This is a genomic window from Planktothricoides sp. SR001, from assembly GCF_001276715.1.
Taxonomy (GTDB): Bacteria; Cyanobacteriota; Cyanobacteriia; order Cyanobacteriales; family Laspinemataceae; genus Planktothricoides; species Planktothricoides raciborskii.
Map to the genome: position 1 here is coordinate 18,217 of NZ_LIUQ01000054.1, position 25,520 is coordinate 43,736.

25 protein-coding genes are annotated in these 25,520 nt (G+C 41.4%); 15 read left to right on the plus strand and 10 right to left on the minus strand.

Annotation, left to right across the window (positions count from 1 at the left end):
• Positions 1-134: 134 nt before the first annotated feature.
• The 3 genes from AM228_RS23365 (at position 135) to AM228_RS23375 (ending at position 4,032) form a co-directional block, all read left to right on the plus strand.
• Entirely contained in the window at positions 135-2,048 is a 1,914-nt protein-coding gene (locus AM228_RS23365; protein ID WP_231636925.1) for a ShlB/FhaC/HecB family hemolysin secretion/activation protein, read from the plus strand.
• Between the two features lie 855 nt (positions 2,049-2,903).
• Complete coding sequence (locus AM228_RS23370; RefSeq protein ID WP_054469343.1) at positions 2,904-3,239, plus strand: DUF760 domain-containing protein; 336 nt, start codon at positions 2,904-2,906, stop codon at positions 3,237-3,239.
• A gap of 172 nt (positions 3,240-3,411) precedes the next feature.
• Positions 3,412-4,032, plus strand: coding sequence for a DnaJ domain-containing protein (locus AM228_RS23375; protein ID WP_054469344.1), 621 nt, complete (start codon positions 3,412-3,414; stop codon positions 4,030-4,032).
• Between the two features lie 267 nt (positions 4,033-4,299).
• Here AM228_RS23375 and trpA read toward each other — a convergent pair whose 3' ends face one another.
• Both trpA and AM228_RS23385 read right to left on the minus strand, forming a co-directional pair.
• Positions 4,300-5,106: a tryptophan synthase subunit alpha gene (trpA, locus tag AM228_RS23380; RefSeq protein ID WP_054469345.1), complete on the minus strand. Its 807-nt coding sequence runs from the start codon at positions 5,104-5,106 to the stop codon at positions 4,300-4,302.
• Between the two features lie 628 nt (positions 5,107-5,734).
• Positions 5,735-7,081: an NB-ARC domain-containing protein gene (locus AM228_RS23385; protein ID WP_054469346.1), complete on the minus strand. Its 1,347-nt coding sequence runs from the start codon at positions 7,079-7,081 to the stop codon at positions 5,735-5,737.
• Positions 7,082-8,492: 1,411 nt separating this feature from the next.
• Between AM228_RS23385 and AM228_RS23390 the strand changes: the two genes are divergently transcribed.
• From AM228_RS23390 to AM228_RS23430, 9 genes are all read left to right on the plus strand, one after another.
• A complete protein-coding gene (locus AM228_RS23390; RefSeq protein WP_197285390.1) occupies positions 8,493-10,472 on the plus strand; it encodes a HEAT repeat domain-containing protein in 1,980 nt (659 codons plus the stop codon).
• The gene (locus AM228_RS33390; protein WP_156331999.1) at positions 10,469-10,870 is read left to right on the plus strand and encodes a hypothetical protein; all 402 of its coding nucleotides are present in this window, start codon (positions 10,469-10,471) and stop codon (positions 10,868-10,870) included. The genes AM228_RS23390 and AM228_RS33390 overlap by 4 nt, the downstream gene beginning before the upstream one ends.
• Positions 10,871-10,915: 45 nt before the next feature.
• Positions 10,916-11,146, plus strand: coding sequence for a hypothetical protein (locus AM228_RS23400; RefSeq protein WP_054469349.1), 231 nt, complete (start codon positions 10,916-10,918; stop codon positions 11,144-11,146).
• A 3-nt stretch (positions 11,147-11,149) separates the two neighbouring features.
• A complete protein-coding gene (locus AM228_RS23405) occupies positions 11,150-13,216 on the plus strand; it encodes an FtsK/SpoIIIE domain-containing protein (RefSeq protein WP_054469350.1) in 2,067 nt (688 codons plus the stop codon).
• Between the two features lie 31 nt (positions 13,217-13,247).
• Positions 13,248-13,469: a hypothetical protein gene (locus tag AM228_RS23410; protein WP_054469351.1), complete on the plus strand. Its 222-nt coding sequence runs from the start codon at positions 13,248-13,250 to the stop codon at positions 13,467-13,469.
• 6 nt (positions 13,470-13,475) lie between these two features.
• Positions 13,476-14,327, plus strand: coding sequence for a hypothetical protein (locus tag AM228_RS23415; protein WP_054469352.1), 852 nt, complete (start codon positions 13,476-13,478; stop codon positions 14,325-14,327).
• A gap of 121 nt (positions 14,328-14,448) precedes the next feature.
• Positions 14,449-14,715, plus strand: coding sequence for a MafI family immunity protein (locus AM228_RS23420; protein ID WP_054469353.1), 267 nt, complete (start codon positions 14,449-14,451; stop codon positions 14,713-14,715).
• A 335-nt stretch (positions 14,716-15,050) separates the two neighbouring features.
• Complete coding sequence (locus AM228_RS23425; protein WP_054469354.1) at positions 15,051-15,566, plus strand: hypothetical protein; 516 nt, start codon at positions 15,051-15,053, stop codon at positions 15,564-15,566.
• A gap of 35 nt (positions 15,567-15,601) precedes the next feature.
• Positions 15,602-16,093 carry a hypothetical protein gene (locus tag AM228_RS23430; protein WP_054469355.1) on the plus strand — a complete coding sequence of 164 codons (492 nt, stop codon included), beginning with the start codon at positions 15,602-15,604 and terminating at the stop codon, positions 16,091-16,093.
• 512 nt (positions 16,094-16,605) lie between these two features.
• Here AM228_RS23430 and AM228_RS23435 read toward each other — a convergent pair.
• Positions 16,606-16,818, minus strand: coding sequence for a type II toxin-antitoxin system HicA family toxin (locus tag AM228_RS23435; RefSeq protein ID WP_054469356.1), 213 nt, complete (start codon positions 16,816-16,818; stop codon positions 16,606-16,608).
• A complete protein-coding gene (locus tag AM228_RS23440; RefSeq protein ID WP_054469357.1) occupies positions 16,808-17,029 on the minus strand; it encodes a type II toxin-antitoxin system HicB family antitoxin in 222 nt (73 codons plus the stop codon). The genes AM228_RS23435 and AM228_RS23440 overlap by 11 nt, the downstream gene beginning before the upstream one ends.
• 468 nt (positions 17,030-17,497) lie before the next feature.
• Between AM228_RS23440 and AM228_RS23445 the strand changes: the two genes are divergently transcribed.
• The gene (locus AM228_RS23445) at positions 17,498-17,842 is read left to right on the plus strand and encodes a hypothetical protein (RefSeq protein ID WP_054469358.1); all 345 of its coding nucleotides are present in this window, start codon (positions 17,498-17,500) and stop codon (positions 17,840-17,842) included.
• Between the two features lie 22 nt (positions 17,843-17,864).
• On the opposite strand, the gene AM228_RS23450 is transcribed toward AM228_RS23445, so the two are convergent.
• The 6 genes from AM228_RS23450 to AM228_RS23475 form a co-directional block, all read right to left on the minus strand.
• Positions 17,865-18,029 carry a hypothetical protein gene (locus AM228_RS23450; RefSeq protein WP_156332000.1) on the minus strand — a complete coding sequence of 55 codons (165 nt, stop codon included), beginning with the start codon at positions 18,027-18,029 and terminating at the stop codon, positions 17,865-17,867.
• 28 nt (positions 18,030-18,057) lie between these two features.
• Positions 18,058-18,894, minus strand: coding sequence for a hypothetical protein (locus AM228_RS23455; RefSeq protein ID WP_054469360.1), 837 nt, complete (start codon positions 18,892-18,894; stop codon positions 18,058-18,060).
• Between the two features lie 125 nt (positions 18,895-19,019).
• On the minus strand, positions 19,020-19,796 hold the full coding sequence (gene fetB, locus AM228_RS23460; protein WP_054469365.1) for an ABC transporter permease: 777 nt from the start codon (positions 19,794-19,796) through the stop codon (positions 19,020-19,022).
• A 98-nt stretch (positions 19,797-19,894) separates the two neighbouring features.
• A complete protein-coding gene (locus tag AM228_RS23465; RefSeq protein WP_082349030.1) occupies positions 19,895-20,479 on the minus strand; it encodes a pentapeptide repeat-containing protein in 585 nt (194 codons plus the stop codon).
• Positions 20,480-20,531: 52 nt separating this feature from the next.
• A complete protein-coding gene (locus AM228_RS23470) occupies positions 20,532-21,458 on the minus strand; it encodes an alpha/beta fold hydrolase (protein WP_054469361.1) in 927 nt (308 codons plus the stop codon).
• 71 nt (positions 21,459-21,529) lie between these two features.
• Positions 21,530-21,847: a YkvA family protein gene (locus AM228_RS23475; protein ID WP_054469362.1), complete on the minus strand. Its 318-nt coding sequence runs from the start codon at positions 21,845-21,847 to the stop codon at positions 21,530-21,532.
• Positions 21,848-21,891: 44 nt separating this feature from the next.
• Here AM228_RS23475 and AM228_RS33395 point away from each other — a divergent pair, with 44 nt between their 5' ends.
• A complete protein-coding gene (locus tag AM228_RS33395; protein ID WP_156332001.1) occupies positions 21,892-22,131 on the plus strand; it encodes a hypothetical protein in 240 nt (79 codons plus the stop codon).
• Positions 22,132-23,270: 1,139 nt separating this feature from the next.
• Entirely contained in the window at positions 23,271-25,241 is a 1,971-nt protein-coding gene (locus AM228_RS30175; RefSeq protein ID WP_231636926.1) for an ATP-binding protein, read from the plus strand.
• Positions 25,242-25,520: the final 279 nt, after the last annotated feature.

Below are 25,520 nucleotides of genomic sequence, written 5' to 3' on the forward strand. Positions count from 1 at the left end.
CTTAGGTTGGGTTTCGTTCCTCAACCCAAACTACATTTTGCTACATTTTGCTAGGGGCAGTCAAGAAATTACAAATAGGAGCAAGCAATCTGATGATTAGATATTTAATGAGATTGGTGTTTTGTGGAGTTTTTATGAGCATCAGCCTGCTAATATTTGACGAGCAGGCTAGGGCAGAGATGCTGACAAATTTATCAGTGGTTTTGCCGGAAGATGCGGTGGCAAATCAACCGGATATTGATGATAACTTTGGTTGGTCTCCAGAAGAAATGACATCGAATTGGCTGCCGGTTTTTACGGGGGATGATTCTCTGGAATTGTCGGATATTTCTTTTGTTTCTTTTGACAGCGATCGCCCTATCATTGACCAAAACCTAACTCAAAATTATATAACTCAAAACCCACCGGCACCACCGCTTAATCCTCAACCCGACCCGAACCGCGATCGCTTTCCCCAACCAATCCCGGAACCGGAACCCACATCCCCAGAAGAGGAAGAAAATGTTCTCCCAGAACCCACCCCCACAGAAATTCCTTTACCGACTGAATCCTCTGAACAATTTCTGGTTAAAAAAATCGAGATTGTGACTTCTACTGTACTCACGGAGGCAGAAATTCAACAGCTTGTTGCCCCCTTGGAAGGGAATTACATTACGGTGCAACAATTGAAAGAAGTTGCGGATACGATTACCCAAATTTATTTGGATCGAGGTTATATTACCTCTCGTGCTTTTATTCCTGACCAAACTTTAGATCAAACTGGCATTGTTAGAATTAATATTATTGAAGGAGTTTTAGAAGATGTTCAAGTTGAAGGGAATCGTCGCATTAATCCTTCTTATATTAAGAGGCGGATTTTTTTAGGGGCAAGTAGTCCGCTGAATACAGCCTTATTAGAAGATCAACTCAGATTACTCCGGCTGAATCCGATTTTTGAAAATGTGGAAGCTTCTTTACGGGCTGGCAGTGAGATTGGTAAAAGTGTGCTCCTGGTAAGGATTAAAGAAGCCAGCCCTTTTGTGAATAATTTTAGTGTGGATAATTTATCGCCGCCGTCGGTGGGTTCACAAAGAGCGGGAATAACTTTGGGTTGGCGCAATGTCACCGGATGGGGTGATGATATTTTGGGTTCATTTTATATTTCCGATGGGGATTCACAAGTTTATGATTTCTCCTATCGCGTGCCGGTGAATGCGATGAATGGCACGGTTCAATTACGAGTAGCCCCAAACCGGAATGGCATTGTCCAAGATGAATTTGAAGAATTAGAAATTCGGGGCAATTCAGAATTGTATGAACTGAGTTTTCGTCAGCCTTTGGCGCGATCGCCTCGTGAAGAATTTGCCCTATCTTTGGCCTTAGCCCATCAAACAGGTCAGACCTTTACTTTCCAAGGCCCAACCCCTTTTGGCTTAGGCCCTGATGAAGACGGAATCAGTCGCACCAGCGTGATTAAATTTGGCCAAGACTATATCCGACGGGATGTGCAGGGAGCTTGGTCGGTGCGATCGCAATTTACCCTAGGCACCGGCTGGTTGAATGCTACCGTCAACCCCGATCCCATTCCTGATGGTCGTTTTTTCAGTTGGACGGGACAATTGCAGCGCGTCCAACGGCTGAACAACAATCACTTATTAATTATTCAAGGAGATCTACAACTTACACCCAATAGTCTATTATCTTCTCAGCAATTCGTGATTGGTGGCGGTAGTTCTTTACGGGGGTATCGGCAAAATGTCCGTTCTGGAGACAATGGCTTTCGCTTTTCCGTAGAAGACCGAATTACTGTGATTAGAAATACCTCTAACTTCTCCATCTTACAGGTTGCTCCATTTGTGGATATGGGCAGTATTTGGAATCATGGTGATAATCCTAATCCCTTACCAGATGAACAATTTTTAGTCGGCATCGGTGCGGGGGTGCTTTGGCAAGTAATTCCCGGTTTAAATATGCGGTTAGATTATGCCCGTCCTTTAATCTCTATAGACGATAAAGGCGACAATTTACAAGATGAAGGCTTTTACTTTACCGTCAACTATGGATTTTAAATGATCGGGAATCAAAAACCCTTATAAGCCTTAGCCTATAAGGGTTTTAATAATATGGGGGCGGTGGGACTTGAACCCACACGGCTATCACTAGCCAACGGATTTTCATTCTCTCGCAGCTTTCGCTACTACCTAATGGCTTTGAGAATTGGACTCTCTCTTTACCCTCGTCTGAACGTTAGGGTAGCTCCCGTCGAGTCTCTGCACCTTCCGAATCTTGAATAATTTCGGCTTGGCTCAGGATTGCCTTGTCTGTGAGCAGATTTAGGTTTCCCTGAATTTGAGAGCATTCACTTGCCAGATTTCTCCAACAAGGCTCAATTTCTTAAGTCCGTAGCGTCTACCATTCCGCCACGCCCCCTGGCTTAATTTGCCGGATAATTGGATGCTTACCTGTGATGGCAGGCATCTTTTGCTCTAGCGAATCAGCACGCATCATTATTAACCATTTTTTTTGTAAAGTCAACTACCCTGAGCAAAATTCTTGATTTTCATCGGCAGCATCACTGTTTCCCAGGGCGATCGCCCATCAGTGCCCCGTGGCAGGCAGTCAGTTATCTATGTTAGACTAGCCAACAGGATCGCAATCAAGAGTCCCAGTAAGAACTCTGGTCAGTGAAAATTCTGGGGACAATGTTCACCAGACGCCAAACCGGAAATCCACCCCGGACTGACCCCGTTGAAATTCATTAGAATCTCATCCCTGGGTTCCCATCGGGTTACAAGATATCTTGATTGTATTTAAATTACATTAAAGATCGCTCAAATTGTTCCGGCGAGTTTTCGCTCATTTGACTTGCTTAAAACTGGAACTGTCACTTGATTAATTGACCAGTCTCATCCCCAGAAATACTTATGGTAGATCAACCCAATTTTATGAATTCCAATACCGATTCTGTAGATGCCAATCAATTGCTGAAATATCTGCGGCACCAGCCCCCAGAAGTCTTAGCAAATATGGCCAAATCTGCTTCTACAGAAATCAAGGAAATTATCTCCCAAAATGTGCAAGGAATGATGGGAGTTCTACCATCAGAAAACTTTGATATTCAAATCACCACCAATCGCGAAAATTTAGCCGGTTTATTAGCTTCAGCCATGATGACAGGCTATTTTTTGCACAAAATGGAACAGCGAATGCACTTGGAGAAAAGTTTAGCCTCGATTAGTTCTTTAGATGATGACAGTTAAAATCGATCGGCATTAGTGGCACTGGTTCACTCTGTTTTGATCCAGTTAATTATGCTTGACTTAAATGCTTAAATCCTTATTTAATTCTAGGATTTAAGCCTTGTTTGTTTCGTTCCAGCTTTAACCAAAAATCCTCGAATCAAAATTCACGGTTTCTAGCATTTTTACTTCTATGAATATTGAAGAATCTTATCGATTATTGGGTTTAACAGTGGATGCAACTCTCGAAGAAGTGAAGAAATCGTACCGACTATTGGCGAGAAAATATCATCCCGATGTAAATCCTCAAGATTTGAGATCCCACGATAAGTTTATTGAGATTAATCAAGCGTATAATTTTCTGCTTGGCATCGCCAAACCGCCCGGTGAAAAGTTAGATGAAGTGCGATCGGCATCGGCCTCATCATCAACAAAAACACCACCCCAGACGCGGGTTACTGCTAAAAAATCAAATACTCGACAGGATTTTGAGCTTACGGATCCGGAAAAATTACTAAAGCAAAAAGCATATTTAGAATTACAGGGATTTTTACAAAATAAACGCTTTGCTCGCGCTGTTGTATTAACCGAAGCACTGATACAAAGAATTCCGCAAGATCCGGATGTAAAAGAGTGGTTAGCCAGCGCTTATCAGCGCTTGGCTAGTCAATTAATTACAGAGAAAAAATTAGAGCAAGCGAGAATATATTTAAAAAAAGCACTCCGCACCGATCCGCACAATCGATCTCTGTGGGTAGAAGTAGAACGAGATTTTCGGCGACTAGAGCAGATGATTCGAGCGTCAAAACTCTAAAAACCGAGTTTCTGACCCTGATTGAATCAGATCAAATCAATCATTTTCTTTCAGAAACCGGGCTGATGTTTAAGCGATCGCACTGCCTGTCATCGAATCCTTCAAAAAATCCCAGACAAGAATGCAGAATTACAACCAGATACCCCCCCAACCCTGATGGCGGATTCGGAGGGCTTTTTGGATTTAGGCATTCTTGTCTATTTTATGCAACGTCTCTATCCAACCGGAAAAATTTTTCCACTGAATTAAGAACAGTTAACGAAACAGTTAACGAATTGCTGACTTGAGACTGGCGCAAAAATCCCCGATCGCCTTTAATCCTTCAGCGGGAGTTCCATCGGCTAACCGTTTGACAAAGGCACTGCCCACAATCACCGCATCAGCGCCCCAATTTTTCACCTGGGTGGCTTGTTCTGGGTCAGAAATACCAAAACCTACCCCAATGGGTTTGTCGGTCAAATCTCTAATCTGAGTCAGTAAATCTTTCGCCCGGGATTGAATTTCCGTTCTCATCCCCGTCACCCCAGTGACGCTGACTAAATAAATAAATCCCTGAGACTGTTCGGCGATCGCGTGAATCCGGTCTTTGGGAGTGGTCGGCGCCACCAATAACACCACGGAAATTCCGTGGGCTGTGGCTACTTTAATCACCTCAGCGGATTCTTCCAACGGCAAATCGGGCACCACCAACCCTTTGACCCCAGCTTGGGCAATTTGTTGGCAAAAAGTTTCTAACCCGCGATGCAAAATCGGGTTGTAATAAGTAAACAAAATAATCGGTGCTTTCAGATGTGGCGTCACTTGGGCCAGCATTTCTAACACATCATCTAACCGGGTGCCCCGTTGCAAAGCGCGAGTGGCTGCGGCTTGAATCACTGGCCCATCGGCCAAGGGATCCGAATAGGGAACACCGAGTTCAATCAGATCGGCCCCGTTGCGATCTAGGATTTGCAAAGCCTGGGCCGTTGTCTCCAAGTCAGGATCGCCAGCAGTGATAAAAGGAATTAAGGCACATTCGGGGGATCCCTGATGGGAATCACGCAGAGACGCAAAGCATTGTTGAACCGAGTTCATTCTTTATATAGATAATAATTTTTTCTTGGCTAACCTCAAAATACTTTACTACAGTCGCTACAGGTTTAAACCTGTGCCAATCTAGACAATTTTGGGGAGAACAATGGCGATCGCTCTCTCTGGTCTGGCAAAGATTGATTCAGGATCCGCCCGGATATACAGTCTTTGGGCAAGACCGATGAAAGATTAGACCAGTTAGCCTCTCTGGTGGCAAGAAATGCGATCGCTAGTGAAAGAAATGCGATCGGGCTATGGAAAGAATAGAACAGCTAGTAGAAAGTAATGCCCGCGTGATTCAAGTCTTAGCTAATGCCTTCGCAGAAGCGAAATAGGAAAGAGATGCTTTATTTCGGCGATGAACAACAGGCAAATATTGAAACAGGCAGAAATTCGGGGGATGCAATTGGAAAATCGCCGGATTATTGATATTTTGCTGAACCAGTCAAACCAACAAGATAATTCCCCAGAATAGCCAGCGTTTTTTTCTAGAAAAGAATTCGCCTCTAATAGAGATATAGAAATAATTAGGGGCGTTTATAATTGACTGTTGAGCGTTAATTTTTGATGTTTATAAATGACAATTATCGACGATAATAGACAGAGTAATAATCATTTTATTCATACTATTCTAAAATTTATTTTTCACATATTGTTGAATAGCCGGTTGCAGGGTGAAGCGCGATCGCCCCTTTCCTTTTACCTTTTCAATTAAACCGCGTTTTAATAAAGATTGCACCGCTTTTAATAAGTCAGACTCCGAGAGAGGTAAATCTGGCGGATGTGCGGAAATATCCCCGGCTGTTTCTTGGCGGGCTAACCAACAAAGCGCTTGTTTTTCTATCTGGGATAATCGTTGATAATGTTCTTGCAATATTATTTCTAAATCTCCCAAAAATACACTCTCACCGGATAAGAAATCAGCCACGCTGCCGTCAAAGAGTTCTTGAATCGTATTGGCCGCTATATTCAACCATAAAGGATTGCCGTTGTAAAGTTGAATTAATTCTAACCATCTATCTTGGTCGGTTAATTCCATTTCAGTTAATATTTCTTTGGCGGATTCCCCTAAACCATCAATTTTTAATGTGCGGCAGGGACTTTTTATCCCTTCTAAGGTGGCAATTTCTATGGGTTTTTCCCAACTGAGAATTAGCAGGCAACTTTGGTGAGGAGTGGTGGCTATTTGTTTGAGAAATTTGCTGTAATATTGGCAGTCTGGTCGGTAAGTACCCGCTAATTCTCCACTGGTAAATAGTTCTTGGAAGTCATCGAGAATGATGAGGCAACGATGCGATCGCAAACAGTCGATTAACGATGCTGATTTTGTTTCTGTTTGTGGGGAGAGAAATTGGATTAAATCGGTTTTCAGGGATTCTAAACTGGGGGCGTTGCTACAGTTGCGCCATAAGAGGCGATCGAAGTTATCTTTAATTTGTGTCACCAGTTCCACTGCCAGGGAGGTTTTGCCAATACCCGATAACCCGATAATAGTAACAATCGGGTTTTTTTCTTCGAGGATCCATTGTTTGAGGGTGTTGACTTCCTGGATGCGGTTGTAGAGGCGATCGCGCTTGGGAACTTCCGTTAAATCGTGGCGTTTTTCGGTTTTAACTTTATCTGGGTTGCTAATTGAGCGTTTTTTTCCTGCTTTTGGATAGGGACACTGTTCGCTACAAAAGTTATTTTTATCACCAATTTGTACGTTAGAAATATAAGAAAAAGCCCCATTTTCTAAAATTGATTTTACATTAGATTTTTTAACATTTTCTTCCAGTACATTCGAGAGAATTTGCCATAATTCCGAAGCTTCCTTTCTCACATGATGCTTACTGCAATGTCGATCGTCTCCTATTTTTTCGTAAGTTTCCCGTTGCCAAACCCCCTCTAAAATGGCCATTTGCAGAGAATCCAAATGTTTTCCTGTTTTCGCAAAAACGCGATCGTCAGTCCACTTTAAAGCTTCTTCAATATCCATAGATGTTACATCGGGTTTGAGTCTGGTTTCAGGCTATATTATCATACTTTTTCCTACTTTTTCCTACTTTTGGGGATAAAATCCTCTTTTTTCCTACTAAATCAGGTGCAACGTGGCTTTAAAAGTTCCTACAAAATCCTACTTTTCGGGGTTGGCAGACCTGAAGTGGAGTGGTAAAATAAAATCTTATTCAGTGATTTTTTGATCAACTATAGGATTCCTACAGCGGTTTTCTACTGAGGAAACCACACCCGTCCGCCATCATTTTAATGATGGCGGCCTCATAGCGCAAGTCGGATAAATCTGAAATCTTGCACCAGTTGCAACAACCGGCGGGGATTAAAATCCCCGCCTAACATATCAAGTCGGTTGAAACCGACTCAAATACTTTTAATATAATGCTTCTAGTCGGTTTTAATTGACTGTAGGGGTCAACGGCCGTTGACCCCTACAGGCGGGGATTAAAATCCCCGCCGGATCGCGGGGTTACACAAAAGCTTGTTGAAAATGGCGCAAGATTTCAGATAAATCCGACTAACCATGCTTGGTAGGGGTCAACGGCTGTTGACCCGTACAGAATTTTAGTTGGTTTTAACCGACTGTAGGGGTCAACGGCCGTTGACCCGTACAGAATTTTAGTCGGTTTTAACCGACTGTAGGGGTCAACGGCCGTTGACCCCTACAGGCGGGAATTAATTCCCTGGCGGTTAACGGTTAATGTGGTTTATTAATCTAAAAACCTCTGTAAATCCACTGGGGGGCAAGACTTATGTTTGTCGGATTACAGCAATTTTCTCCGCGAATAAACCACAAATACCTGTACACCAACCCAAGCATGACCGCAGATAAGTAGACGGGCAAAAATAAATTCACCACAGACCCCATTAGAAGAAAATCTGTCATTCCCGCGCAGGCGGGAATCCAAAGATTTATGCCGGGGAACGAAAAGTGCAATTAATTATGTTCACCTACTTAATAGGGCGAAGCATTCGGGTAAACAGTTAATTGTAAAAACCGATAAGTTCACTGCCTTTACAAATATTAAATGAACTGCGGTCAAGATCCTGTCCCTACTGCGGTCAAGGTAGTGCTAGATCGCGGTTCAGTAAGAAAGAAAACCGCTGTAAGGTGCGATAACGAGTCGCACTATCCCTCAGAAATATAAGACTTACTAGACTAACAAAATCGAAAATTATAGTTTCCCTGTGCTGCTATCCCTGGTAAGAACAACATGAACAATTTTTCTAGCATAGAACCGACATCTCAAAGCGAAAACCTTTCTGGGTCTATCAATCTGAAAAACGGGCGCGATCTGGCTGCAAGTTTTGAAAAGGCAAAAAATCCAGGGGAAAAAGTAGAGCTATTTTTCGCCGTAGCAGAAAATCAACCTGAAGTGGCAGTTCCGGCTTTTGTGGAAATTTTGGAAACCCAAGCAAAGCAACCGATACGGGCTTTAGCGCTGCAAGGTTTAGGTAGAATTCGCGACCCACACATTAAGCAGGCGCTGGCTGCTTGCGATACTGAGGAAGATTTACAGGTACTCAGGGATGTAGCCAATGAGGTAAAAGGCAAAGGGGAAGTTAGTGGCGATTTGACTCGCTGGGCGGCAGCTTGGGCAATTGAAAATATCGGATTTTCTCAGGATGCGATCCCACATTTAGAGGGAGGCGCACTGACAGAACCGCCCTATCGAATTCGGAATGAAATTATTGGCCGCAAGCTTCAGGAAATTGGGAGGATTCAAATACTCGATAGTAGAAATGAAGTTACTCCTGAATATGAAATAAATTTAGAGTTTTGGCTGTATGGGCCGACCGAAGAATTATTTCGAGCAAATTTTAACTTACCGCAATATCAAACGCTGGTAGGAGATGTTATTTATTTTTTAAATGTACGAGGAATTGAGTTAGCGATCGACAAAGATAGGTCTTTTTTACAAATTGATGACGAAAGAAAAAGACGTTGGTTGCAAGAACAAGCTTTGCGTATTGCTGGCTCGAAGTTTGCCGAATTTACGGAGTTCGAGCAAAAAAGAGCTTATAAGACAATAGAGGATAAGGATTTTTTAAGCAATGATTACAATCAAGATATACCGCTGAGAAACTTGGCGGCTCAAGCGATTAAACAAGCTGGTTCTTGGTTAGATCCTTCAATTCGATCCAGAAGCTTTGTTATCTGCGAAGAATGGGAAAAAGCAGTTGCTATTGGTGAACCGGCTCTGGCTCATTTGCAAGAAGTGATTGAAAGAAAGTTAAAGCTGACTACCAGTGAAAATGAGTTACGTCAACATCAAATTAAAGCTCTTGAAACAATTTTGGCGATTTTTGATAAAAATTATACTGAGATTAGTGCCAGCAACCATCAAATCGTCGATTGCCTACTATTAACAGAGTTTTTAAGCAATAATTACAATAATAATATCTCATGGAGAAAATCAGCAGCACAAGCCATTAAACAAGCTGGTTCTTGGTTATATCCTTCAATTCGAGCCAGAAGCTTTGTTATCTGTGAGCAGTGGCAGCAGGTAGCGGCTATTGGGGAGCCTGCGGTTTCTCATTTGGAAGAAGTTATCGAAAGAAACTTAAGACTTGCTGCCAGCGAGGATGAGATTATTAATCAGCAAATTAAAGCTGTGGAAACAATAAACCAAATTCAATTTGCTGAATTATCAGAGAAAATTAAAAAACTTGTAAAGGTACTACTGCTGTGTCCTGAAGAGCAAGTGCGAAAGGCTACCGCAAGATTATTAGAACCACACAAGGGAGTAGTTCCAAATATAGCTAATTTAGTAGACGCATTACTGTTTGAGTACACTTTAGAGAAACCCGAACTCAAGGATTTAACTGTTCCACAGATGGACGAGCGGCTATCGTCATGCAGAGAAAAAGAATCTGTTATTGCCACTACCTTTGCCAACGCGATCGCCGAGGCTAATTCCCTGGCAAGGACTTACTCCAAGTCTACCTCGGCAGCACAAGAATTTTTACAAAATAAGCAGGAAGCTTACTTATCAGATATTAGAGGTTGGATTACTCAACTAGAAAAACAAATTGCTGAAACTTCAAGATATCAAAAGAAAATTAAATATTATCAGGAAAGCCTCAAAGATGCTTTATCTGAAATTCGCGGTATCGATTCTGAACTTTATAAAGAGCTTATGGCTGTACCAAAGCAAACAGCCCTGAATAGCACGGAATACCAGACTTATAACCAGTGTCAAAATTTGTCACCTGACTTAGAATATATCAAAAGTCAATTTGTGCCAAAAATAAATCAAGGTCAAGCAAAATTAAATAAAAAAAGTAAAGAACGTTTTGAGGCTGGTTTATGGGGAATGGGAATTGGAGTTGCGATCATATTATTTATGACCTTAGTAATTGATTATTTATGACCTTAGTAATTGTCCCATACTCCGAGCAATATCAAGATTCTGGTGCTAGTTCAAGTAGTTCCAGTGTACCTAACACAACTAACACAACTAACACAACTAACACAACTAACACACCTTGGTATGCTACTGGGTTTCCTAAGCCGAATGGTTGCGGGAGTTCATCTAGTGCTAATAACTGTTGGTATCCGGTGTTTATTCAATACAGCGATGATAACTGGAGTCAAGTTTTATTCAACCACTGTGGGGATCTTGAAACTGCCCAGAGTCAAGCAAAAGCTAAAGAACTCGGACAAATTCAAGTCGCTTCATTTAGCAAGCTAGAACAAGCCCAAGGATTTGCTACCTACATGAGTAGTCAGTATGGTAGTGGCTGGGTTGAAGAAAGTAAATGCTATTAATCAAAGCAAATAAAGAAAAATAACAGGACGTTAGAGAGGTTTAGAATGGAAGACGCACTCGGTTGTTTATTTGGGTTGGCTATATTTGCGCTAATTGCTCATGCTCTTTATGTAAATGGATTCGGGTGGATTATTTATGCCATTGGGGGGATGTGTATAGGTTTGGCAATAATGAACTTTGTCGAATATTATCAACTTCCCCAGAAAGCAAAACGGCTGGGGCGCATTTCCCAAGAAATCTCTGAAAATTGGAAAAATTGGAGAAATTGGAAATAAAAGATGAAGCACAATAGACTAAGCTTTGAAATTTATCCCCAGCAGCCCGCTGAAGATAATATAGACTGGCGTCAATTTTGTAAAGAACTCCTGCCAACGCAAGATCAAACTTTACGATCGCTCGTCGGTATTGCTTCTAACCTAACAGTTTCCTTGCGCTACTATTATGACCCCAAATCTGACCCCAACTGCCCGGAACTCAAAACTTATTTGCTGATTCATCCCTTGGCAGATAGCCAAACCGAGGAAATTATCGAGCAAGTCAACGTCCTGCTTACCAAAGGCAAATTCAGTAAATTTTTTGCCCTAAACCGAGAAAACAACTTTTCTCAATTTCAGCCCTTAACCTGGGTTGAATTTATTGGCGAAGTCATCAAAAATCAGCAATTCATCGAACCGCATTACTACTTACCGCATTTCATAGAATCCAATTCAGACAATGATATGTTAGATGTTTGGGAGGTAATCAGCGGGCTAGACAACCGGCTAATATTAGAAATTACCCTGCAAAAGTATCACAATCCATCAGAAAAATCATCAGAAAAATCATTGTGGGTAAATGCCATTCAGGAGATGCTGGTTCAACTCGATAAACTCACCGGCACCAAAGATCACCTGTTGTCTACCACCATAGCTTTATATCAAAAATACCAGCAATTGTATGCAGTTAGCGATTTATTTCAATACAGTATCAAAGTGTTAGCAGAAAATCGCGGCGAAGCTTCTGTGGTCTTGCGAACTCTTAGTGAACACGCTACCAAAGAAACGGCTCACAGCAAACCTTGTGAAATTATAATTGCCAAAGGGCAACCTGGATTTGCAGAAAGCTTGCAAGCTACCGAAAAAGTAGAAATTGCTAATTCAATTCAGTGGTCAGGATGGCAAAATTTTGGCCAAAAATTAATCAGAGAAGCGATTCAACCTAAAAAAACCGGATTAGCTAAATTTGGAGATGGTTCTCTCAGTTTGACGGCAAAACCTTCATTGCCGATTAGTGGGAATTCTGCACCTAATCAAAATCCACCCGGAGGATCTGATATTGTGGTTAGGGGTTCTTCTGCTTTAGCAAAATTTTCCGCTCCACCACCCGCTCGCTTTGTGGATTTGAAGCCTCTTAGCAAGCTGGTTACAGCCCAAGAAATTAGCGGATTTTTCCGTGTTGCCGTTCCTAAAAATACCTTAAATCAGGAGATGAAAACAAATATGCCCGTTGCCAACTCTGAAGACTTATTCAAGCATTATAAAGGTCTGCTGGAGCAGGAGCCAGATAAATACCGAGATAAATATATTATCGGGATTAATGATGCCGGAAAACCTGTAATATCAAGCTGGGCAGAAACTCCCCATCGTTTAGTTGCAGGTGTCCCCGGTGCGGGCAAAACTAACTTTTTAAATTGGGTCATTTTCCAATTTATCTATGCCAACCCCAAAGGCAAGATTTATATTGCTGATTTTGCGGAGGGGGTTGACTTTCAGTTTTTGGAAGAATATTTCAAGACCCATGTGGAAATCATTACAACTATTGAAGAATGTCTACAATTAGTTGAGAAACTTTACACGGACGAGTATCAAAAACGAGCGGAGTTACTGAAAACCTATAAAGTCCAAAATATTCAACAGTTAAGAAAAGAAAAGCTTGAAGAGAAGGATAAAATTGAACGTACCCTGTTGATTATTGATGAAGCGGCGGATCTTGCCCAACCTTCCTATAAGTTAGATAAGTCAAAAGATCAAATCGAAAATCGACTAAGTGAATATGCCCGCAAAGGTCGTAAGCTTGGTCTTCATCTGATTTATTGCACCCAAAGACCATCAAGCGTCATCATTACTCCGCAGGTTCTTGATTGTTGTGAAGAAAGAATGGTTTTTCGGGTAAATGAAACAGTCAGTGAATCGATTGTAGAAACTCCCCAAGCTGGTCGAATCTCTAAAGAAGCGATAGGTAGGGCATTTTTAAAGAACGTAGGAGGTGGTGACAATAATGGGTTTGTGAATACTCCTTACATTGAAGTTCCTCGTGGTAAAAAGGTAAATGTGTCTGATACCCTCTGGCAAAATTGTGTTAAGTAATAAGTAATAAGTAATTAATGGAGGTATTGCAATGAATTTGGAATCGGACATTGAAAAATTCCGGGCTATGATTAACCGAATACTTGAATCCCTGGAAGAAGTGAGTGCGAATTCAAGAACAATTCCTGAAACCCAGCAATCCGAATTGAGGAGAAAATTTTCCATGTTAGCAGATGGCTGTGAGGAGGTATCTAGTGAACTCAGAACAGCTATAGAAATGCTTGAGGAAATTCGAGCGCGGTGGGGGCGTTAAATAAATATGACACTCATAGATGATATCGAACAATGGCGGCGAAATGTTGTGACACTCCAAGAATCGATGGAGGAAATTCTTTATTTGAGTAATAGAATCCCTGGGTGTCTTGAATATGAGTTACGTTGTCTCTTGTCGCAAGTGTCAGAACTCTGTCAGGAATCCCACACCCAAGTTGAATATTTAAGAGATAATCTGGCAGATATTCAAATCCGTTGGGGTGTTGCGACTGTTAAACAGTTGCCGGTAAAAGATGCGAAAGGTTGGGATAAATGGACACGAGGGTTACAAGATAAATTACCTGCCAAGGAAAATTATAATAAGGATATAAAAAATCTTTTAAACACTTGGAAGGGTGATAACTGGGGATATTTTGTGGAGCAAGAATTATCTTTTGAGCAGTGGCACTTGGAAGGCAAAATGTGGGCTAGTGAAGATATTGATAGCCCCTACTTACCGTCAGTTATAACTAGACCGAAAGAGCCAAGAACAGCAGAACAAGAAGCTGACGATAAAAAAATGCTAAACATTACCAACAGTCAAGGTAATGCTGCGTATGATGGAGTCAGAAGAAAAGAATACCTCGATCCATCCCTAGCAAAAGATGTGGCAGAATTTAAGCTACGCGAGACAGCATATAAAGCTAAACAAGCTAGGGTTCAAGCTGAAGATTTAGCGATTGAGTCCTCAAAGCAGGGAAAGCCTAGTCGCATTACTTATTATTTCTACCAGCAGCCGTCCGATAAAGAAGTTAATTCAATTATGAAGATATACAAAGCGGCTATGGAAAAATACCCTGGGGCTAGAATAGAAGTTAAAATTTTATTCGCAGAAAATGAAGAGCCAAAAAACACATAATTTTTATGGGTTAATCGATAAAAGAAACTAAATAACTAACGGATTGATCCCCCCAACCCCCCTTTTTAAGGGGGGCTTTTTAGAATGAAAGCAAGAAGTCTAATAAAAGAGGAAAAAACAAATGTTTGACTATAAAGTTGTCGAAAATAAACTGAATCAAGCTTTGGCTCTAGTCAACGATATCCTCTCAGACAATCAAACAGAATCTATCCAATCGTATATCAAGGCTGGCGAGTGGAATTTGGCTGTAGAAACTTTGTGCGATATTCTGATTTCGGACGAATTGCCCGTGAATTTAAAAACATACAATCTATTAGAAGAAGCTGGTGTGGTTTTGAATATGGATCGAGAAACTTGGGAATTGCTGAAAGTGCAGATAAATGCTTGATAGCCGGTGATGGTAATTCAAATTAAATAATTATATTTTTGGTGTTTGACTGTTGATGTGACAATTCACCACAGAAATCTGCCGAACACAAAGGTAGTTGAGTAAAATTCTGTTTATGTCCGCAGCGATCGCCCCTTTAAAAAAACTATGGTAAAAAAAAGGTTGAGGGGCGATCGCTATTACTATTGCTTTTTTTGCCTAATGTCGCTGCGCTAATTTTACGTTAGAATAGAAGCGAGCGTTGACCTTTTATTAGCAGAAGATGAAGAGCAAAAACACATAATTTTTATGGGGGAAACCATAAAGGAAACTAAATAACTCAGGAAAGCAAACCAATGTTTAATCTTAATTGGCCTCCTCAGCCACCAGAAAGTCCAAAACCTAATTTTAGCGATCGCGGTGCAGCAGAATGGCGATATGAACGCTACAAATACGATCAATATCAAGCTGGCAAACCACAGGAAGATATCTTATCTTTCGAGACTTGGAAAGAAAGATATTTTAATCCCGCAGCCCAAGGAGGAAGACCCGGAAGACCGGGAGGCCGCGAACAAGTGGCTGCACGTCAAGCAATAGGAAACGAGGGATTTCAAAATGTGGAAAATGTCGAACTGGGAGGCAGGTATCCCGATATGGTTCGATATAATGCGAATGGGAGTATCGATTATGTTGAAGTGGGAGAAATGCTTCAAAACGGAATGCCCGAAGCCAGAGAAAGAGTCAAAATTGCTGAAGAAATTCTAGCCCTGGGCGAAAATGATACGGTGACTTTCGTAGACAAAATGGATATAGCCCGTCGGATTACCTACCGCCCTGGGGATGATGTGGAGACTAAAACGTTAAATAATTGAGGAAAAATCTATACCTTATATTTACGGAGGAACTAATGAGTTATTTTTTGCGAGTTTTTTGCCAGTCGGCTGAATTTTTACCCAGCCAGGAAATTTCGGAATTCATCCAAAATGGCTACTTTTTTGACGAAATGCCGCGTTTGACAGTAAACCCTGATGTTGCCAACACTTCAGAAAGTGCTTGGCAATCCATTCACATACATTACCAAAATGGCAAACGTCCGATTATTATTCAGCGAAATGTTAGCGATCGCCTGTTACAACAGGAAATTCAAGAAATTACAGAAAAGTTGAATTATTCCCCAGGAGTTAGTCAAAATAATCAGATTATTCAGCACCTCCGCAATACTAAACAAATAATTGCTTTTGAGATTGATTTCAATGGCTTAACCGATGCCGGATGGGAAATGCTAGATTGCTTAGAAGCTTACTTAGCATCTAAGTTGACGGGAATCATTTACGCTCCCGATGATGGGTTTTATGATGAAAAATTACAGCCTATTTTGTCATTAAATGGGGATGGATAGTGTTTCGTCTGTCACTCCTGAAAAATCCTTGGAAACCTAGGTAGTATTAAAGAGTTAATTTTTGGTGTTTGACTGTTGATGTGACAATTCACCACAGAACTCTGCCGAACACAAAGGGAGTTGAGTAAAATTCTCTTTATGTCCGCAGCGATCGCCCCTGCAAAAAAACTATGGTAAAAAAAGTTGAGGGGCGATCGCTCCTCGCATCGGTCTTTTTTCCCTAATATAGCTGCCTTTTATGTTATAATAGTATAAATATTGCGATTCCTTGACCCGAAAATTTTTGCTAATTGCTATTTATCTTTTGTAGGGTGCGTTAGGCTCGCGATTAACATTGGGGCATCACAAATTAATCCCATTCGAGCCGTAACGCACCGATTTTTCATAAATATTGGGGTGGTGCGAAAGGCGCGGAAATTAAAGATACCAATCTATACTTTAAAATAACTATCCGCCTAACGCACCCTACCAATCAAAATCCTGCATTAAATTCGCGATTAATTTTGATAATTTTACCGTAATTCATTAAATTCTGACTCGGTAATCCCCAATTGTTTAAGAATTTGATAAAAAAGCCAACGTCCAATTTCCGCATTACTATGAATTGGTATAGTCGTCGATCGCCCATCTGAATGTTGCCAACGAGCATGACTACCTTTCTGACGGACTTTTTCAAATCCTAATTTTCGGGCTACTTTCTCTAATTCACTTGCTTTAGCTGGCATGGGCAACCACCAATTCTACATCGTCAGGGAAAAAACGCCCTTGTTCTTGATATTCTTCTTGAATCATCTCAAACACATTGACTAATTCTGCCTTAGCTTCATCTGGGGTTTGTCCCCAAGCATGACAACCAGCAATAGCCGGAACATAAGCGACAAAAGTGCCGTTATCGTCAGGACGAGTCACAATAGTGTAATCATTTAGAGACTTCATAGGTGTCTTAATCCAAGTATGGGTAATATCTCTATTTTAAAGGGTAGGGTGTGTTAGGCTCGCGATTAACATTGGGACATCATAAATTAATTCTATTCGAGCCGTAACGCACCATCTTTAAATTAAATTCGGTGCGAAGGTCGCGGAAATTAAAAATAGACCTCTTGCAAAATAAATATCTCGCTCCCCCCAACCCCCCTTAAAAAAGGGGGATGCATAAGAATTTTGCTTTCTTGTCTAATACTGATCTATATTTTAAAATAACTGTCCGCCTAACGCAACCCACAAAACTACCATAAAAAATTTGTCACCGGAATGCTTCGCCCTAACTCAGAGATGAAACAGCATAGAAAAATATTATTCCATGACCAAAAACATCTCTTACTTAAAGATTGTCGGGGGCGATCGCGAATCTTGAAAATCTGTTTATTTTTGCTATAATATAGAAAAACTTTAGCAAAAAATGCCATGAGTAACGAACGGTGGACTGATGAAAGATTAGACCAGTTAGCCTCTCTGGTCGAAAGAAATGCGATCGCTATGGAACGGCACGATCGCGCTATGGAACGGCAAGAGCAAGCTATGGAAAGAATCGAAAAGCTAGTAGAAAGTAATGCCCGCGTGATTCAAGCCTTAGCTAATGTCTCCGCAGAAGCGAAAGAGGAAAGAGATGCTTTATTTCGGCGCATGGATGAACAACAAGCAAATATTGAGCGACAACAGGCAGAAATTCGGGGAATGCAATTGGAAAATCGCCGGATTATTGACATTTTGCTGAACCAATCAAGACCCGAAGAAAATCCCCCGGAATAGTCCCAGTCGTCGGGTGGGCAAATTATGCGATCGCGGCAATTTTATCTAAGTAGGTGAACATAATTAATTGCACTTTTCGTTTCCCGCAGATAGGCTTTGGATTCCCGCCTTCGCGGGAATGACAGTTTTTTTCTAATGGGGTATGCGGTGCATTTATTTCTGCCATTAAACTTATTAATTGGGGCATTTGCCCACCCGACAAGTTCGCCAAATTACTATAAACTATAATCCCGAAAATTTTCGCTTTTATTCCCATCAATTCTAATCACTCCAATGGGTTTCCCTTGCTGATTTGAAATCACCCCATACCATTGAAAACCCGTGCGACTATTCAATTCATTCAGTAACTCTGGTTGACCTTGTAAAGCTTGTTGAATCGCTTCTTCAAATTCTTTGGCTACAAATAATCGTGAAAATCCCTGTTTAGGGTCGTAGCTGCCCCAATGGTTATAACTCCAAATCACTTCCGGATCTTCTGGGTCGGGAATATACAAAGTCATGCCGCTAACAAAGGATAACTTTTGGACATTGGCGACTAAATCATAGAGAGTTTCGGGGACTTTTTCTTTGGGCGGTTTGGTTAATAAAGACACTTGCTGATAAAAGCGATTTTCCACTTTTTGCATTTGTTCAGCAGCAACCCGTTTAAAGACTCCACTGCGGTGAAGTAATACCCGATGATTAACCAAAGAAAGCCCACCCACTAAAACCGTTAAACCGGCCACCATGCCTAACATATACATGACATAAGTTAACTTTGGGGCTTCCGGCAGTTCCGCATCTTCTTCTAATCTATTTGGGTTCAGAGAACCGACCACATTCACAATTTCTTGAATGCCTAAAACTACGGTAATCGCAACGCCAAAAGCACCGAGGGCAAGGCTAGTAGAAAAAATGCCATATAAAATCTTTTCCAGTTGCGGGCCGACAATATCCCAGTTGAGAAATGAGTTAAAAATTCCCAGCACAACTAGGACGGCACCAATTAATAGTAAAGAAATTGTGATGGCAACGGTGAGAGATAAGAATTTGATTCGTTTTGTTCTAGTCATTGGTTATTTGTTGTTGGTTGTTTGTTGTTGGTTGTTGGTTGCTGGTTATTTGTTATTTGTTGTTTGTTATTGGTTATTTGTTGTTTGTGGTTCGGTTAAAATAAAGAATAACCAATAACCAGTAACTAAAATTTTTGTAGTTGTGCGGCTGCATTAAAAAATTGTTGCCATATCCCACGAGTGACGAGTAATGCTGTTAGTAACGTGGCAAATCCGAGCATGAACATAATTAATATTTGATAGGCTGCGGCATCGAGTGGATCCGCCCCTGCCAGCATTTGCCCGGTGATCATTCCGGGTAAGGTGACAATGCCTACGACCATCATGGCGTTGAGAGTAGGAATGAGTCCAGCTTTGATGGCTTCTCGGCGATACTGTGCGATCGCCTGTACGGGAGTGGCGCCGAGACAAAGATGGGTTTCTATTTCTAATTGATGATTATTTAGACTGGTGGCTAACCGTTCTCCCGATATGGCTGCCGCATTCATGGCATTGCCTAAAACCATTCCGGTGAGGGGAATAATATATTGAGGTTCAAACCAGGTTTCGCTACTCCGAAATACGAGCAAATTTACATAACTCATGGTTAAAACGGTGGCGGTGAGAATTGACCCCCAAACCATCAGCAATACCTGGGGAATTTTATTCCCAATGCGGTTGCGGGCAACGATCGCGGCAATGGTTAACATAACCAGGACAATTGCGACCACGGCGACGGGATTTTTCCATTGAAAAATTACTTCTAAAACCGAACCGACGACTAACAATTGCACTATGGTGCGGGCACTGGCTAAGGCTAGTTGCCCTTCTAATCCCAACTTTTGCCAAAAAGAAAGGATTATGGCGATCGCCATCATCCCCAATGCTAGACCTAGATCAATAAAATCAAGTTGAATATACATGACGGTAAAGAGGCGATCGCGCTCTAACAAAATTACCAAAATTATTTAAATTTTAGGAAAACATCAGCAATAATTGCTAATAGCTGAATACTGAAAATTTAACAACCCTGAACAGACTTAGATCCATCGGGCATCGTAGCATTACAAAGGTTTGCCCCGCTTAAATTGGCATTAGTTAAATCCGCATTTTTCAAATTGGCTTCAAATAACAAAGCCCCTTGCAAATTTGCCCCGGTCAGGTCGGCAGCTAACAAATTAGCCCGACTTAAATTTGCCCCACTTAAATTAGCCCCAGTGAGGTTGGCATCAAATAAATAAGCACTTCTGAGATCCGCTCGATTTAAGTTAGCATTATTTAAACTAGCTAGACTTAAAATAGCATTACTTAAATTAGCCTGAATTAACGTGGCATTACTCAAGTTAGTATATCTTAAAGATGCCTGTCTCAGAAATGCACTGGTCAGGTTTGCCCCACTTAAATCAGCGGTGGTTAAAATCGCTTCACCTAAAATAGCACGAGTTAGATTAGCATTGGTTAGAGAAACTCCAAATAAGTCACAATTTCGACATTCTTTAGTTTCTAGTAATTTTTGCACTAATTGTTGATTCTGGGCTTGACTGGGACTGCTGAAGCAACCAAAAACTAACCAAAATACAGAGGTAGCCAATATTTTCAATTTCATTATGTTCACCGAATGATTTTTTGCCTATATTTTGCCTATATTTTGCCTATTTTTACCGATGGATAAATGGCGCGATCGCCTCAACAAACTCATGGGTTGACTCATAAGGCAACACATTTCGGCCACTCATTTTCAAGCCTTCTCCATTGGGCAAATACTTTAAATATTCCGCTAATCTTTGATCGGCGGTTTCCTCTTTGCCTTCCTTGCTAATACTAGAGGCTTTTTCCCCCATGACTACCAGAGTAGGTTGCTGAATTGCCGCAATTTGTTCCTGATAATTTTCGCGCCAAAACCCAGCCAAAAAAGAAAACACCGCATAGCGACTAGCCATATCTTTTGCCCCGTCATCCAAAGCTGTCAACCATTCCTCATCAACCGCTTCTGCATCAGCAAAAAGGCGCTTAGTAGAAAATGAACTTAGAAACTTGCGCGATCGCGCATAACGATAAAATCCGTTACCCACCAGAGAGTCAAAAAATAAATTCCACTGCAATTTTTGCTGGATACTCGACTTTTCTTTAGTCATCAATGGCCAAGGAGGAGGCCCACTGAGGACTAATTTTTTTACCCAGTTTGTACCAGTATTCGATTGATTCTGTAAGCCAACTAACTTAATCGCTACGGGAAATAATGCCCCTTGTACGACTAAAATAACCGGCTGTTGAATCACGGTTTCAATAAAATAGTTTAATTGTTCAGCCCAATCAATCGGATAATAGGCTAAATGGGGCATAGCACTGTCCCCACAGCCAAGTAAATCAGGATTATAAATCGGATTTTTATATCCTTTTTCTTGCCAACTCTGACAAAATCGTTGCCAAAATTTGCCCGATAATCCCACCCCAATGGGATGAATTAATAGGAGTGGAGTCTGACAGGCGTTTGTCTGGGGTTCTCCCACAATTTGATAAGCACAACGATAATTATGCCAAGTATAATGTTTATTTGGATGTTGCTGCGTTGCTGAAATGGTCATGGTGATTTTTCCACATCTTTAATTAACGTCAAGAATTGACTAGATAGTCAGGAGTTAATTTAGGGAGCAAATCAATCAATGGAAACCGCTTTTACGTCGATAGTTTGATTTGCTGGCTCTTGAGATTTATTGCTTTTAGCATCGTCTTTTTCAATGAATGTTTGCGAATTTCCCTGTAAGAATTGGGTAAACATTTCCGATAAGCCGGTGACTAATAACATCACCAGAGCAATATCATCGATTTGCCCTAAAAGTGGGATTAAGTCCGGGGATATATCTAGGGGACTTAGGAGATAAAATAAGGTGCCAAAAATTACCACCCAGCGATATTTTGGATGGTGCAAAGCGGTGCGATGTAAGTTATAAATCCACTGGACCGGGAACTTCATAAGCAGAGAAAGGATAATCAGGACAATTTTGCTCAGATTGATGGTTGACTGAATTATATCGTAGCGCAAAATTCCCCCGCCGAAGTCAATCTGACTTGGCTAGATCCTCCTGTGGGCAGATAAATAGATGGGCGATCGCCTCCAGGGCTGGTAATTCCTGGGTTGTCTCGGTTTCAGTCGGTGGTTTGCCCAAGGGTTTGGAGAATTATGTCCCAGTTCCAGGGGCGATCGCGCAAAAAAAACCGGCTCGTTTCGCGGGACAGGGAAACAAATCCTCAAATTAGGTTATGGTATTTGAGATTTCTGGGAATATATAAACTTGGGGTTAAGCCAATGACTCTGACTAATGACTCTGGCTTTTGTCCTATTTTTATTTTGAATGAGGAATTTAATCTCATCAGTTTTCGTTGTTCGTTGCGTTTATAATATTTTATAATATACTTAAGTATTCTATAATAGACTTCTTGCTTTGATTCTAAAAAGCCCCCTTGATACCCCCTTTGATCGGGGGGATTAAGGGGGTATCAAGGGGGGTTGGGGGAGCGATCCGGAATTTTGCCAGAGGTCTACTTAAGTATTCTGACCGTTGCCATTTGGCAGAAAATCAGCAGAAAATCATCGGAGGGCAATCGCAGTGTAAAATGTCGATCAAAACTAGGTTTCTCTCTCTTGCTGTTTGCGGCTGCACGCTCAAAATCAGATCGGATCTAAATATTGGCCAATTCTCACCCTAACCGGACGAAATGATCGATTTCCTACATGATTCATACATGATTCATACATGACTCATACACGACTCATACATGACTCATACATGACTCCTAGATGACTCCTACATAACTCCTACATGACTCCTACAGGATCTAGAAAGCCAGTCCATTCGTGAAAATCGATTCAAATCCCTGAATCCAGCTATATCCGGGCATTGCTGATGTACCTGATGCAAATATTGATCGGGGGATCGGCAACTTTACTAAAACTTCATTCAATCTTCACAAAATCTTTTAACTCTCAAAAAAATTAAACAATTTCTCATTTTTAGATAAGACATGATCCAGACAGGTTTTACGCGGGGCTGCATCACGAATTATGGGTCGTTGCAAGTTGCACTGGGTTTGAACCCTCAATCCCCTGTAAGTGACATTAGTGCGGTAGATATTGAAACGGCGAAGCTGGAAAAGGTCAAAGCTATGCTCAAAACTATACGGATCGGGATTAATCAAACCGCAAAAAGAAAAAAGTGATCCAGAAGTTTAAGCAGACAAATCAGCTTGACAACTGTCCTAATCCAGAGGACATTGCCACCATGCTTGAGTTGTTTGCATCAGTTAGAAACAGATAATTAAACAGATAATTATGGTGAGGTTGGATGGGCAGATTTAAGAGGATACAAGGGTCGCTGGCAACCAAATTGACCTTGGCAATGACTGGTTTGGTGATGGTGACAGTCGCCAGTGTTACTGGCATCTCTCTGCACCAACAGCAACAAACCTTTAAGTTAGAGTTAGAACAACAAGCAAATATTTTGCTCAATACCCTGGAAGTGACGACCAGTAATGCTCTTTCCGTGGGAGATGCGGACTTTCTCAAAGAGATGATGCAGCAGCTTGGTGCGGATAATTTGTTGGTGGTCGGTCGCATCTATGACCAAGGGGGACGAGTGGTGGCTGATGCTCACGATTTGGTTTTACTTCCTCAGACTCATCCGGATCCTTTTGGGGTGATGCTGCTTAATCGTCAGGGAACTATTTATCAGTGGCAGTCCGATCGCCTTTTGGCCGGAAAAGTGGTGGAAAATCAGCAACAGCGCTTAGGGGCTGTGAGTGTTGGTCTGTCAACTCAACCCCTGAATCAAAAAATGGCGGCAATCCGCGATCGCGGCATTTTTGTGGCCGCGATCGCCGCGAGTGCGGGTACGTTAATTTCACTATTATTCAGCCGTTCAATTACTGAACCCCTGCAAAAAATGAAGGCGGCAACCAAGCGAATTGCTGACGGCGATTTAGACTACAAAATTGAAATTAATACTCAAGATGAATTAGCGGTATTAGCTAATGCTTTTAATCGGATGACCAGCCAACTGCAAGAATTAATAGAAAGCTGGGAGAAACAAACCGAGTATCTCAGACAAAGTGAAAGTAAAAATCGGGCTTTGATCAATGCAATTCCCGATTTAATGTTTCAATTTCATGCAGATGGCACTTTTATGGATTTTAAAGGGGGCAGAGGTGACACTATCCTGAAACCCGCTGGAGAATTTTTAAATAAAACTGTATATGATGTCTTGCCCCCAGAAATTGCTAAACTTTATTTACATTATGTGAATAAAGCCGTAGAAAGCGATGGCCTACAAATTTTTGAGTATGAATGGTTTATTGAAGGACGTAGACGATATTTTGAAGCGCGATTAGTGGTGAGTGATGATGATGATGTGCTGGCGATTGTGCGGGATATTACGGACAGTAAATTAGCCCAGGTTGAGTTAGAACAAGCCAAAGAAGCAGCGGAAGCCGCCAACCAAGCAAAAAGTGCTTTTTTGGCTAGTATGAGTCACGAATTAAGAACTCCGTTAAATGCAATTATTGGCTATAGTCAGTTATTAGAAGAAGACGCCAAAGACTATGGCTATAGTGATTTTATTCCTGATTTACAACAAATTAAGCAATCTGGTCTGCATTTGCTATCTTTAATTACGGATATTCTGGATATTTCTAAGATTGAATCCGGGGAAATGACTTTGCAATTACAAAAGTTTGATGTGGCGGCTTTGATTGAAGAGTTGACCATAACCATTCAACCAATGCTGGCAGAAAATAATAATACCTTGACCGTTGATTGTGCTAATCCTTTGGGCGTGATGATCGCCGATCGCACTAAGGTTAAACAGGTACTTTTAAATCTGCTTAGTAATGCCACCAAATTTACCCACGCCGGTCAAATTACTTTTACCGTAAGGCGATCGCCTTCAGGGGAAACAATTAATAAACCTCCCGAAAAACTCCTAGATAATTTAAATAATTCTGTTCCCATCCAGGGGGATGATTTGCTCAGAAATACCGAAACTGAAACAACATCGGCAGCAACATATGAAACAACATCTGAACCGCCACATATCCCTAATCAAGAAGTCTCGGAAATCGTGATTTTTGCGATGAAAGATACCGGCATTGGCATGACTCCAGAACATCTGCATAAAGTGTTTGACCCATTTACTCAAGCAGATAATTCCACCACCCGCAGATATGGCGGAACCGGACTAGGTTTATCGATCAGTCAACGTTTTTGTCAGATGATGTCTGGAACCATTACCGTGGAAAGCGAGCTCAATGTTGGCTCCACTTTTACATTTACCATGCCTGCGGTAGTCCCAGATCCCAAAAAAAGCGATCGCTGATATATAGTGGTTGGTTATTTGTTGTTGGGTAGGGATTCTTTGGGTAGGGATTCTTTGGGTAAGGATTCTTTGGTTATTAGTTATACCAATTTGAAAAATTATTGCTACAATTACGAGATAGTTCCCAGGCTGGAGCCTGGAATGGCCTTAGTAGGGGCGACAGAAAAGGCGGTGGTCGCCCCGCGCCTCTACTGCTGCATGAATTTTTGTAAATGGTATTATTAGTTGTTGGTTGTTGCCCCCCTAGCCCCCCTTTGAAGCTAATCTTGTAGGGGTTTG